Annotated in this window: 8 protein-coding genes and 2 rRNA genes; 2 read left to right on the forward strand and 8 right to left on the reverse strand. The window is 59.4% G+C overall.

The genetic code is table 11. The features are described from left to right. Positions 1-73 precede the first annotated feature (73 nt). The 3 genes from C6366_RS11430 to C6366_RS11440 are packed head-to-tail and all read right to left on the reverse strand — an operon-like array spanning position 74 to position 2,185. Entirely contained in the window at positions 74-1,366 is a 1,293-nt protein-coding gene (locus C6366_RS11430) for a diguanylate cyclase (RefSeq protein WP_107738054.1), read from the reverse strand. 2 nt (positions 1,367-1,368) lie between these two features. After that, positions 1,369-1,887 (reverse strand): V4R domain-containing protein, encoded by a 519-nt coding sequence (locus C6366_RS11435; RefSeq protein ID WP_107738056.1) that lies wholly within the window; start codon positions 1,885-1,887, stop codon positions 1,369-1,371. Then, positions 1,871-2,185, reverse strand: coding sequence for a GGDEF domain-containing protein (locus C6366_RS11440; protein ID WP_107738058.1), 315 nt, complete (start codon positions 2,183-2,185; stop codon positions 1,871-1,873). The genes C6366_RS11435 and C6366_RS11440 overlap by 17 nt, the downstream gene beginning before the upstream one ends. Before the next feature lie 372 nt (positions 2,186-2,557). Between C6366_RS11440 and C6366_RS11445 the strand changes: the two genes are divergently transcribed. Continuing rightward, positions 2,558-3,628, forward strand: a complete 1,071-nt coding sequence (locus C6366_RS11445; RefSeq protein ID WP_107738060.1) for a hypothetical protein — start codon at positions 2,558-2,560, stop codon at positions 3,626-3,628. Continuing rightward, on the forward strand, positions 3,628-6,273 hold the full coding sequence (locus tag C6366_RS11450) for a cytochrome ubiquinol oxidase subunit I (protein WP_107738061.1): 2,646 nt from the start codon (positions 3,628-3,630) through the stop codon (positions 6,271-6,273). Before C6366_RS11445 ends, C6366_RS11450 begins: the two co-directional genes overlap by 1 nt. Positions 6,274-6,565: 292 nt before the next feature. Here the strand turns inward: C6366_RS11450 and C6366_RS11455 are convergent, their stop codons facing one another. From C6366_RS11455 to C6366_RS11475, 5 genes are all read right to left on the reverse strand, one after another. Beyond that, positions 6,566-7,243 (reverse strand): DUF47 domain-containing protein, encoded by a 678-nt coding sequence (locus C6366_RS11455; RefSeq protein ID WP_107738063.1) that lies wholly within the window; start codon positions 7,241-7,243, stop codon positions 6,566-6,568. Between the two features lie 29 nt (positions 7,244-7,272). Further along, positions 7,273-8,508 carry an inorganic phosphate transporter gene (locus tag C6366_RS11460; RefSeq protein ID WP_107738065.1) on the reverse strand — a complete coding sequence of 412 codons (1,236 nt, stop codon included), beginning with the start codon at positions 8,506-8,508 and terminating at the stop codon, positions 7,273-7,275. Positions 8,509-8,734: 226 nt separating this feature from the next. Further along, positions 8,735-11,884: a hypothetical protein gene (locus tag C6366_RS11465; protein WP_146164835.1), complete on the reverse strand. Its 3,150-nt coding sequence runs from the start codon at positions 11,882-11,884 to the stop codon at positions 8,735-8,737. Positions 11,885-12,090: 206 nt separating this feature from the next. Further along, positions 12,091-12,205 (reverse strand): 5S ribosomal RNA (gene rrf / locus C6366_RS11470). Between the two features lie 111 nt (positions 12,206-12,316). Beyond that, positions 12,317-12,438, reverse strand: a 23S ribosomal RNA gene (locus tag C6366_RS11475); the annotation flags it as partial.

Raw genomic sequence — 12,438 nt, forward strand, 5'->3', positions numbered from 1 at the left:
GCGGCTGGCTCAACGGTCCTATGTTCGTAAATGTCTCGCTGCTACCGCTTGACGGCAGAAAGGGATTCCACAATCAATCATGCTTGACCTCAACCCGGTTCCCCCCCTGCTCCTTGGCCCGGTACAGGGCCTGATCGGCCCGATTGGTCAGGGTCAGTTCCGTGTCGCCGGGCTGATAGGCCGCGACACCGAAGCTGGAGGAGACAGATCGTGGAATGGGAAAGTCGTACTCAGCCACGGCCAGGCGCAGTTTTTCCGCCAGGAGCTTGCCGCCGTCCAGGTCGCTACCCAGCGCCAGCAGGATGAACTCTTCTCCGCCCCATCTGGCCAGGGTGTCACAGCTCCTGATGTTCGCGGCGAGCAGTCGGGTCACGTCCTTGAGCACGTTGTCCCCGTCCAGATGTCCGTAGGTGTCGTTGATGCTCTTGAAATTGTCGATGTCCAGCAAGATCACGGCCAGCGGTGTGCCGTAGCGTTGAGCCCGCTTCAACTCGGCTCCCAGAACCTCGCTGAATTTCATCCGGTTGAAGATGCCGGTCAGCGGGTCAGTGGAGGCCTGTTTTTCCAGGATTTTGTTGATCAGCTCCAGGGACTTTTGATACTTTTTCTGCTCGGTGACGTCGCTGAAGGCGATGACCGCCCCACTGCCCCTTTGCTCCAGTTCCAGAGGCCTGCAAACAACTGACACCGGGAGTATCCGGCCAGACTTGCAGGTAAAGACGTCCTTGTCGCTCCTATACTCCTGGTTGGCGCGCGCGGCCCGGGCCGCTCCACTCTGGTCCGGCCCCAGGAACGTTCCGTCCGGCTGCTGGATATGGAACACCTCGTCCAGCGCCTTGCCTTCGACATCGTCCAACGTGTAGCCTAAGAGGCGCTCCGCTTCCGGATTCATGAAAATCAGCCGGCCCTCCGCATCCACCAACAGGACCCCTTCACCCAGCACGTCCATCATGGTTTGCAGACGCCGCTCCAGCACGGCCTTTTCACGCAACGAAGCGATCAACTGGTTGAAGGATTCGGAAAACCTGCCGAGGAAATGCACTTGTTGGCTCAGATCGCCGTCAGCAACCTGCCTGGCCTGCCACGACAGGTGCGCCAGGTTCGACTGCAACGCCTTCATCGGCATGGCCAGGACGTTGTTGCGCGCCGTCTGGGTCTCCAAACGGCCATTGGCCAGGTCTTCGGCAAATCGGTACGCCTCGTTGACCATGCCGAAAAAATCCATCAAGCGCTGCGCCGCGGCCCGTATCTCAGGATCATCGCCAATATGTTCGGCCTGAAAAACAAGGCCGTCCCGCCCCATACCCCGCTTCAGAACCGGGGCCAGACATTTGCCCACCTCCTGGACCAATTCCAGCGCACCCATGCTCAGCCCTCCACCAATCGGGCGGTGAACCGATAGGTCCGGTCGCCGGTGGCCCAGCAGTCAATCTCGCGGACGCTAAACTCCTTGCCGGTATAGGCATTCAAGATACCGGCAATGAACCCTTCGTCATAGTCGCAGACCGAGTCACCGGAAATTGGCAGCCCGGAGCAATCCAAATCTTCGGAAACCGTCAGCGTGAACCGTAGCGCCTCCAGATCCGCCTCCTCGATCCGCAACACGCTGACCTTCAAGGCGATCAACTTCTCCTTCAGGTCCGCGATGAACTCTGGAAAAGGCAGGGTTGTATCCAGCACATGACGACAAAACTCCCGGCCAGCCAGTTCCCCGGCAGCGGCCATGAGCTTCCTGGTTTTCTCCAGCCCCAGTTCCTTGGACAAAACATCCTTGAACGTAAAATGCATCAAACGGTACACGGTCACCGACGTCTGATCGCCGAGGTTGGGCCGACCGATGCTCAAATCTCCCAGGTCTTCCCAGGTAAAGTCATAGTTTTTTTCCATCACGTACTCCTTGATGTCGAATTTTGGAGCTCCGGGGAGTTTTCGTCAAAAAACAATTTCTTTCCATCAGGCCTTCACCGCCTCCCCGCTCCACCTCCCAGCGCAAATGGTCCATGAAATGCCTACTGTTCCAGAGCCCGGTCAGCTCGTCCGTGGTGGCCATGATCCGCAACCGCTCCTCGGCCTGCTTGCGCTCCGTAATGTCCTGGCCGAAGGGATCAGACCCAAGGACATCGCCGAACAGTCCGGCCTGGATACCCGCACCGTCAGCAGCTACATCCGCCGCATGAGCGATCATCGGCAACTGGACCGCAACGGGTTCGCTGGTTTAGATGGTCACGTATCCTGCCTGGGACAAACAGGGATTCAGGTTGAAGACACTCCAACTCGCAGGTGCTGAACAGATCTCGCTTTTCCATCAATCATTGATCTACGTCCGTGGACATGCCAGATTTGAGCGGCATTGTGAACGACGGCATTTCGGCTGATAATCGCTGACCGCGCCACGAAAGGGTCGGGAGCCAATCTGTCCAGCCTCCAAGCTATTGATCAACTTGCGACGACGCGATAACAGGACAATCATACCGTATCGTGATTGAGTTCTTGTCCACTGTTCCGGACCGATTCCCAATTCCGGCCTGCCTCCCGCACACCAAATCTGGAGACGCACATGGACCCCGCCGCTCTGATCCCCGAGGCCTTGCCCATTCCCGTTGAATGGGGCTGGTTCTACGCGTTTTTGCTACTCACCTTCATCATCCACCTGCTGTTTATGAACGTCATGCTCGGCTCCTCCGTTATCGCCCTGGTCCATCATCTGCGGGGCAAGGCCGAAACCGAACCGCTGACCGTGGACATTTCCCGGAAGCTGCCGTTCATCGTGGCCTTCACCGTGAACTTCGGGGTGGCCCCGCTGCTTTTTTTGCAGGTGCTCTACGGCCAGTTTCTGTACACCAGCAGTGTGCTCATGGCCGTATACTGGCTGGCCGTGGTCGGGCTGGTGATGCTCGCTTATGTCAGCGCCTATATCTATGATTTCAAATACGCCTCCCTGGGGGCGATGCGCACGGTTTTCATCGCCGTGACCGCGGTCTGTCTGCTGGCCACGGCCTTCATCTACACCAACAACATGACCCTGATGCTCAGACCAGAGGTCTGGCCGGGCTATTTTGATCGACCGGACGGGACCATCCTCAACCTCGGCGATCCCACCCTGATCCCCCGCTACCTGCATTTCGTGGTGGCCTCCCTGGCCGTGGCCGGGCTGTTTCTGGCCCTGCTCTGGCAGCGCAAAGCCGCCCGGGGAGAGCCTGGGGCACGGCGTTGGGTGGCCCACGGCATGGCCTGGTTCGCCTACGCCACCATGGTCCAGGTCGCCGTGGGCATCTGGTTCCTGGTAGCCTTGCCCCAGCCCATTCTCCTGCTGTTCATGGGCGGATCGGGCCTGCATACGGCCGTCCTGCTGGTCGGAATTTCCTTGGCCGTACTCAGCGTGATCACGGCCATGCGCCAAAAGGTCTATCTGACCGCGGGCCTGCTGATCACCACGGTCACGGTGATGGTCTTCCAGCGCGATCTGCTCCGGGACGCCTATCTCAGCCCGTATTTTGACATCAGCGACCGGGTCGTGACCAACGAGCAGCTTCCCCTGATCCTGTTCATCATCACCCTGGTCCTGGGTCTGGGGGCCATTGCCTGGATGCTCAGACAGGCCGTGATGGTCGGAAAGGAGGCGAGCTGATGAGTTATCCGGTCTGGGAACTGTATTGGGCCGGCGGGGGCCTGCTCATCGCGGTCATCGCCATTATCCACGTTTTCATCGCCCACTTCGCCATCGGCGGGGGGCTGTTTCTGGTGCTCACCGAGCGCAAGGGGTTGCGGGAAAATAACCAGGGCATCCTGGATTACACCCGCCGCCACGCCAAGTTTTTCCTGATCGTGACCATGGTCTTCGGGGCACTGACCGGGGTGGGTATCTGGTTCACCATTTCCCTGGTCGCCCCGGCGGCCACTTCCCAGTTGATCCATACCTTCGTCTTTGCCTGGGCCATTGAGTGGGTCTTTTTCCTGGCCGAGATCGTGGCCATTTTCGTCTATTTCTACACCTTCGGCAAAATGGAGCACCGCCGACACATGCTCATCGGCTGGCTGTATTTCTTCTTTGCCTGGATGTCCCTGTTCATGATCAACGGGATCATCGGCTTCATGCTCACCCCCGGGGACTGGCTGACCAGCCGGGACTTCTGGGACGGCTTCTTCAATCCATCCTTCTGGCCGGCCCTGGCCTTTCGGACCTTCATCGCCCTGATTCTGGCCGGGCTGTATGGCTTCGTCACCGCCACCTGGGAAAAGAACCCGGAACTGCGGGAAACCCTGGTCCGCCACTGCGCCAAATGGCTGCTGCTGCCCTTCGGCTTTCTGCTGCTCTCCGGCTGGTGGTACGTGTCCATCCTGCCTGAGGGCCCCACGGCCATGATCCTGGGCCGGAACCCTGAAATCGTGCCCTACTTTCAGGGCTTCCTGTGGATCTCGGCCCTGCTGTTCATCGGAGGCCTGATCATGGCCGTGCGCATGCCTGCGGGGATCAAGAGGCCCATGGCCCTAGTCCTGCTGGCCATCGGCCTGTTCTACATGGGCAGCTTTGAGATGATCCGCGAAGCCGGACGCCGACCCTACGTGATCTACGGCCACATGTACTCCAATGCCATCGTCAAGGGCACGGAGGACGCCATTACCCGGGCCGGATACCTCCAATCCGCCAAATGGATCCAGCACCGGGAGATCACCGAAGCCAACAAGCTGGCCGCCGGGCGGGAGCTGTTCCGGGGGCAGTGCTCCTCCTGCCATTCCATCGGCGGCCCGCTCAATGACATTCGCCCGCTGACCGCCAAGTTCGGGGGCTTCGGCATGGACGCAATGATCTCCGGCATCGGCCGGGTCTATGAATACATGCCCCGCTTCGCGGGCACGCCCCAGGAACGCGACGCCTTGGCCAACTTTCTGGTCCGCGCGGTCCACGAGCGGGAAGCGCCCCAGCCTGTCCAAAGGCCGGAACAAACAGCCGAAGTGACCATCCCGCCCTTTGATCCGGACCAGGACGAATACGTGCTCCTGGCCTGGTGCAACCTGGGCGAGAAGTGCATCACTGACTGCGACGCCCACTGGTCCCTGCTGCCCCCGGGCAGCACGCTCTACGCCCAGTTGGTCCGTCGGGACTTCCAGCCGAAAATCGTCACCGAGAACGTGGTCATCACCTACGCCGCTCCTCCGGGCTCCATGGACCCGGCCTCCCAGGTGGAGTTCTGGGATTATGCGAATTCCCTGATCGGCAAGGACCTGCCCCGCAACGTGGGGTCCACCGGAATGGGACTGACCGGGGAAATGACCCTCAACCCAACCTTCCGGACCTTCATGGCCGGCGGGATTCCGGTCCTGCCCTACGCGGACGACGGTTCGCTGAACCCTTACCCGATCTTCACCTTCGAGGCCCGCAACGCCGAAACCGGGGAACTCCTGGCCATGACCCAGGCCATTGCTCCGGTCTCCACAGAGGTGGGCTGTCACAACTGTCACGGAGGAACCTGGCGGCGGGACGGGGCCATGGGCATTGCCGCGGACACGGCCTCGGACGTCCTGGCCGTGCATGACCGCCGCCACGGAACCACCCTGCTGGCCAATGCCGAGCAAGGCAGCCCGGTACTCTGCCAAAGCTGCCACCCGGATCCGCTGCTGAGCGCCGAAGGCGACCCAAAGCGGCTGAACCTGCCAGCGGCCATCCACGGCTTCCACGTCCACTACCTGCTGGACCGACCCGGCCCGGAACCCTGCCACGCCTGCCACCCCACCGGCCCGGAAAGCTTCACCTACTGCGCCCGAGGGGTCCATGCCAGCGAGGTCGGGCTGACCTGCACCCACTGCCACGGCACCCTGGAAGACCACGCCCTGACCCTGCTTAAGGCCGAAAAACAGGCCGGCAAGCCCCAGGCCGAGCGGCTGATGCGCGACCTGCGGCCCCGGGTGGTCAGCGCGGTGGAGGACATCAACCCGCGCACGCCGTGGAACGACCAGCCGGACTGCCTGTCCTGCCACGTGGACTATGAGCGACCGGCCAGCCGCGACGTTTCCGCCTTCAACGACTGGGTCCGCGGCCCGTCGGGCCTGTACCGCCTGCGCACCGACGAGTCCGGCCTGATGTGCCAGGCCTGCCACGGCCCCACCCACGCCGAATACCCGGCGGTAAACGCGTTCCATCCGGACCTGGACGCCATCCAACCCTTGCAATACCAGGGCAACAAGGGCGTCATCGGCAGCCGGGACAACTGCGCGGTCTGTCACATCGAGGAAATGTACTACGACTTCCACCACCCCAATACGGTGAAGTATTGAGAGGGGGATTCAGAATTGAGGATTCAGAATTGAGGATTATTATCCATCCGTAGGGGCACGGCGCGCCGTGCCCCTACGGATGTTCGCCGGTCCGGCCCGGAAACAAAACCCGGCCACGGAGTTGGGCGGATCAAAACAAAAAGGCAGCTCTCACGAGCTGCCTTTTTTATGCGGATCCATGTGGCATCAGCCACATGACCTATTGCTCTTTTTCGCAAACTGAAACGGAATGACGGGCCAAACCCTCAAGCCTTCCGACTCCTGAATTCCGAAATCTGAAATCTTCCTTTTTCTATCTCGCGATCATCGCCCGCAGAATGTCCGCGCAGCCTTCGGCGTTGTGGCTCATCTCGTGCATGTATTCGAAAAAATGCAGGAGTTGGAAGACGTCCTTGAAATCCATGTCCGCGCTGAACAGTTCACGGAACAGCAAGGACTTCATTTTGCGCACGTCGTTGTGCTGGCTTCTCACTGCCCGATAGGCATCCTTGACCGCCTCTCGGTCCGCGATGTCCGTATGCACGAGGCGAATGGTCCCTTCCAGGGCCGGTTTGAGCAGTTCCACGGCCCGAATCGCCTCTTCGACCAAGGACAGTCCGTCGGTGCGCAATGCCCCGGGGATGTTCACGGTGTGGATGTTCAGCCAGTCCAGGGCGTCCTGGGCCGAATCCAAAATATTGTCCTGGGCTCGGGTATAGTTCAGAAAAAGGGTCTTATCCACGGCCATAAACAAACCGCGAGGCAGGTGGTTGCGCGTATTACGCTTGATCTTGTCCGCTTTGTCCTCAAGTTGATCCAGCTCCTGTTTCAAGATCTGAAACTCCTTGCACGCACTGCCGCCCCCGATATAGCACAAGAGTGACTCGTTGATGATCGTCATGGCGGCTTCCACCTGGCTGTAATGCTCCAGCAGCCCGTCCATGGGAGAGCGACCTCCGATCATGCTCAAAAAAGGAATTCGAAACAGCATAGATCACCTCGTGGGCACACGGCCCGTGCCTAGTACACGGACCAGCGCAATAGTTGGTAAATTACAATGGACGTAAAGGCAGCGATCGGGACGGTCAACAACCAATACATCACGATTTTCCCCAGAACCCGAAAATCCACCGCGGCAAACCCTCGCGCCAGGCCGACACCGACCACGCCGCCCACCGTAGCGTGGGTGGTGGAAACCGGCATCCCCAGGTTCGAGGCCATCAGGACCGTGGTGGCCGCGCCAAAGCCCACGGAAAAACCGCGGGTATTGGTCAGCAGGGTGATCCGCTCCCCCACCGTGGACATGACCCGCTTTCCGAGCACCATGACCCCCACGGCAATACCCACGCCGCCGAACAGCAAAAGCCAGAGGGGCACCTCGGCCGTGGCCGCCAAACCTCCGGTCCGGGCGATGACCCAGATGGCCGCCACGGGTCCGATGGCGTTGGCCACGTCATTGGCCCCCAGGGACAGGGCCATGTAGCAGGCCATGCCGATCTGCATCCTCCGAAACAATTCCTCCATGGATTCCGGCCCCTGCTCCACACCGTGCAGGAATCGGCCCACCACGAGGTATCCGATACCCCAGACCACCGCAGCCACTGCGCAGGCAATGCCGAAAATGGCGTAGGCGCTGATTCCAAGAGCCTTGCCCAACGGCATCTTCAACAAAAAGGAGGTCATCACCAGAACCACGGTCATGGCCAACCAAAAGGGGGCCCACAGCTTGGCGTTGCGGACAAAGTCCCGTGCGCTCAAGACTTTTTTGCGGATGTGCGAAAAGACCAGATAGGCCAGCAACGCCCCGAAAAACGGTGAAATGATCCAGGACAGCACGATGCCGACCATCGTGCCCCACCGGACCACCTCTGGCCCGCCGGCCACAAACCCAAAACCGAGAATGCTCCCCACGATGGAATGGGTTGTGGAAACAGGAAAGCCGAACAGCGTAGCCAGAAGTACCCACAAACCTGCCGAGAGCAACGCCGACAGCATCCCCAACATAAGGATGTTTTGATCCGGAATCATATCCGGATTGATGATTCCTCTGGAGATAGTTGCGGCTACGTTGGCCCCGAGAAATACAGCGCCAGCGAATGCCAGCGTGGAAGCTATCAGCACCGCCTGCTTGACGGTGATGGCCCGGGAACCCACGGAAGAGGCCATGGCGTTGGCCGCGTCGTTGGCGCCGATGCTGAAAGCCATGAGCAAGCCGCCGAAAATGGCCAGAACCAGGACGATGGTGACGATATCCATATTTCAGAGGGGAGGGTTGAAATCCTGAACGGTTTCGAACCCTTTGAGAAGTTTTCCGGTTCTAAAGAGTTGCGGCTTGGGGATATTCGCCATAGAGGATGGTGGGAGAAATTGAAGATCGATCATGGAGCAACCGTGAGGTATAGAATCTTCACCTGTTTGTCAAAAACGAGGCGCGCCTGCTGCTCCGTCGCCCTGGTGGGAATGAGCTGGATACTCGCCTTTCTCAAGGGGCCGGGCGCGCGCTCCTTTCCGCGGAAGGCAGATGCACCGCTAGGCGCTGGATGTCTTCCAGGTACTCCCGCCAACCGTGGAGATAAAAGGCCAGAGCCCGAGAAAAATTCTTGCCGACCAAGCCGTCCAGGAAGAGTTGGGAAATGTCACGCTCGCGTTGCAACACGTACTGGGAGAGCAAAAACACCCTCCGCTCCTCCTGGCTCATCTGGCGCATCAACCACTCCAGCACGTGCCGAGCCCGAGGCTGGTACATCCAAAAATACATTAAATCCAGGGCATTGACGACAACAGCAAGGTTTAAACTCTCTTCCTCACGGGTTGCCGCACAGACGAACCGCTCCGGCTTTTCCAGGACGCTGAGCACTTCGGAGTCCGGATGCCGCAGTTCAAGACTGGCGTAAACATCGAACATCTGGCGCAGCTTGGCCGTGTAATCCAGGGTTCTCTCCCGGAAGTTCACGGCCCGGTCGGCCAAGCCCTCGATGAACCCGGCCACGATGTCCGAGGCCAGCTTGGAGATGACTGCGGCCCAGTTCTGGAGCACCATCCCCACCGCCGGCACGCCGGCCGCCCCCAACGCAAAGCCGAGCAGAAAATTCAAAACCAAAGCCAGCGGAATGGAGAGTATTGTCCTAAACAGATTGCCCACGGCCGCGGCCTTGGGCAGTCCGCGAAACAGATTGTGCCCGGCCAGGTACATCCCGTTGACCACGGCCATGACGGCATACAATGCCACCGGCCCGGACTCGACCGTGATCCCCATCCCTCGGTCCAGAAGCATGGTCTTGACCAGCAAATCCAGCAGCGGCACCGAAAACCCAGTGTACATCAACGAATCCGCGATTCGGTTCCATTTGACGTATTCGCTCCAGTGCAAAAACGGAGTCCGCCGCAATCCTCCGGCCCCGAGTACGGCCTGGATGATGTTGCGCACCCCGGTGATCCCGAACCAGATCAACGCTCCAAAATAGGCCAGCACCCACCAGTCTTTGGTTAGGGCGAAAGTAGCGAAGGCCGGAACAAAACCGCACAGGATTTTCAACCAGTTTTTGAGATGCGTGTTCAGGTAGCGCGGATGCGGACACTCTTTGTCCTTGGACGCGGCGGCACAGTCCAGGCGCAGCTTCTTTTCCTCCTCCCTGGCGTACCCACCCAGCAGACGAATATTGCTTTGGTCGGGCGGAACGAAGCGATACCCTTCCACCAGCCATTCCTCGGTGACCGGACGAAACAGCCGACACCAAAAGCTTCGTGGGGCATTTTCGCGCAGGCCCATGCCCAAGCATGGGCTTTGCCCTTGACCGCTGTGGCCAGGACTGTACGTCCGGCGCAGAGCCACATCGATCCGAATGGGAATGCACCGCCTGCCGTTACCGGTGATACAACCTCGTGAAGACTCTTGAAGCGCTACGGGACCGCTTGCCGAATTCCTTCCGACAATGGCCTCCAGTGCCTTCTCTGGCTCGCCGCCAAGGCGCTCCACCTGTCGGCGGCTCTTTTTCGGCAACGTGTCCACCACGACCAGCCCCATGCCCGGAACCTTGGCCGATCCGCCGGTGGAGTCCGTGCCGATGCGCGACTTGAGCATCGTGTTCCGGTAATATCCTCGAAAATGCTCAAGTTCTTCAAGGATCTTCCGCAGCGCCGCCTTCTGGCCAGGATCGCGTTCCAGATCGTCCTCCGCCCGGTACACGATGTCCATGACGCAGCGCTTCAGACGAACGGCATTGCCGGAATTAAGGGCGGATTGCAGTTCCAGGATGCGGATCTGGTCAGGACACCGTCCGTACGCGGCATCCTTGAAATTGAAGGATTCCAAACGGGTTATCCGGCCCCGGGCCTGACCCAGCAGTTCCAGGACGTCTTCCGCCCACAGTCCGCTGAGCCCCAGCGTGATTCGGAACCGGGCATGCAGGCGCTCCAAATGGGCCAGCAGTTCCGGCAAGGAAGCCCGCAACAGCAACGGGGCTTGGTCGTCATCCGCCGGCACGAATGGGTTGAAAAGTTTGGGATTTCGAGCAGGGCGCAGGTAGTCCTCGATCACGACCTCGGCGTCGAATCGATTCATTTCCTCGGCCAGTTCCATGGCCGCCCGGCGTTGGGCATCCCCGCCGAAAGCGCAGCATTCATGAAGATCGTCCAGCCGCTCCCGAAACAGCGACAAGAGGGAATCGTGGATCAGCTTGCCCAGGTGGTGCAAGGATGGTTGTCCGGTGCCGACCAGATGGAGCAGGTCGTCCCTGGACAGCTCGGGCATCAGGACTCCGAAACGACGATTGATCTCCAAACGGTGCGTCACGTTGAAGGCGTCCAGGACCGCGAAAACATAGGCCTGTTTAAAGTCGGAAGCACGACGGCCCTCGCCCATGAACTCCTGGACGTCTGGTTGGCGGATGAACTCCAGAAAATCACGGGTGTCCGTGAAGCCTCGCGGCGTCCAAATCAACCGAAGATACCTTCCGCGAAATCGCGGCGAAAATTCCAGTCCGACTCGAACGTCCACCTCCATGATCTCCGCAGCGCGCATCAGCTCCTCGGCCACCTCCGGGGTCAGGAAATTGTAGTAGATCACCCGGAGCCGACGGATACCCTTGATCCAGGCGTCCATGATCAGGTGGGTGGCGGATTTGCGGCCCTTGGTGTTGGCGTCGTGGACATGATCGTCAAAAGCGATCTGGTTCCAGGCCTCCGGCATTTCCACTAGGTGGTACTTGCGCAACTGACGGGCAATGGCCCGAGGACGTCCGGTGGCCGCATCCCGAAAATCCCGTGCAAGTTGGAGCTTGACGCCTTCGTCCTCGGCCCGAACCAACTCCTTCATGATCTGTAACAGCACCCGAGCCGTATTGTTGCGCAACGCCACGCCGGACATGGAGAAAATCTCCTCTCGCAACGCCCGCAGGGTGCGCAAACGCTCCTCCACATCGCTTCGCTCCAAGGACCGAAACAGCCGAACCACGGCGTAGGCCACGCGCAACCCGGTGCTGGCGGCCATCTCCTTGATGCCGTGAGGATGCAGGTACGGCGTGAGCAGGCTCTTCAAGTTGGGCTCGTCCTCGCCCTGCAGGACATCGTTGACGATGGCCAGCAGCTCGAAGTCCTTCCGATCGAAATAAAGGCGGTCCATAAGGGTCGACATCTTCAGAAAACATCCAGGAATTGTTAAAAAAAATGGCAAAATCGAAACACAAAGCACTCCTGTAACCTCAATGTAACAATATCCGAAACAATGCACAATTCCATACCCTGCGGGTGCCAAGTGAGAAGTTTCCTGTTCTATTCAGCGTTTGAACGCAAAAACGCCCGCTTAGCAAACTAAGCGGGCGTTTTTGGTATTGAGAGATGATCTGGCGGCGTCCTACTTTCCCACGGTTAGAACCGCAGTATCATCGGCGCTGGAGGGCTTAACTTCCGAGTTCGGAATGGGGTCGGGTGTGTCCCCTCCGCCAAGGCCACCAGAACAAATTTGGTGATAGGTGGTTTGTGGTTGGTGTTTTGTGGGAACTTTGGATTGCTCCAAGCCACAAGTCACATGTCACAAATCACTTTTTCATAGGTAATGAAGAATAGAGAGGTTAAGACTCACGGTCTATTAGTACTGGTCAGCTGAGCGCATCGCTGCGCGTACACCTCCAGCCTATCAACCTGGTGGTCTACCAGGGACCTTTAGGGAATCACTTCCAGGGAGACCTA

It is taken from the genome of Desulfonatronum sp. SC1, assembly GCF_003046795.1.
In the GTDB taxonomy this organism is placed as follows: Bacteria; Desulfobacterota; Desulfovibrionia; order Desulfovibrionales; family Desulfonatronaceae; genus Desulfonatronum.

Coding starts and splice junctions, on each gene's coding strand:
- C6366_RS11430 (WP_107738054.1), bottom strand. CDS start 1,366: ATGGGTGCGCTGGAATTGGTCCAGGAGGTGGGCAAATGTCTGGCCCCG.
- C6366_RS11435 (WP_107738056.1), bottom strand. CDS start 1,887: ATGGAAAAAAACTATGACTTTACCTGGGAAGACCTGGGAGATTTGAGC.
- C6366_RS11440 (WP_107738058.1), bottom strand. CDS start 2,185: ATGATCGCTCATGCGGCGGATGTAGCTGCTGACGGTGCGGGTATCCAG.
- C6366_RS11445 (WP_107738060.1), top strand. CDS start 2,558: ATGGACCCCGCCGCTCTGATCCCCGAGGCCTTGCCCATTCCCGTTGAA.
- C6366_RS11450 (WP_107738061.1), top strand. CDS start 3,628: ATGAGTTATCCGGTCTGGGAACTGTATTGGGCCGGCGGGGGCCTGCTC.
- C6366_RS11455 (WP_107738063.1), bottom strand. CDS start 7,243: ATGCTGTTTCGAATTCCTTTTTTGAGCATGATCGGAGGTCGCTCTCCC.
- C6366_RS11460 (WP_107738065.1), bottom strand. CDS start 8,508: ATGGATATCGTCACCATCGTCCTGGTTCTGGCCATTTTCGGCGGCTTG.
- C6366_RS11465 (WP_146164835.1), bottom strand. CDS start 11,884: ATGTCGACCCTTATGGACCGCCTTTATTTCGATCGGAAGGACTTCGAG.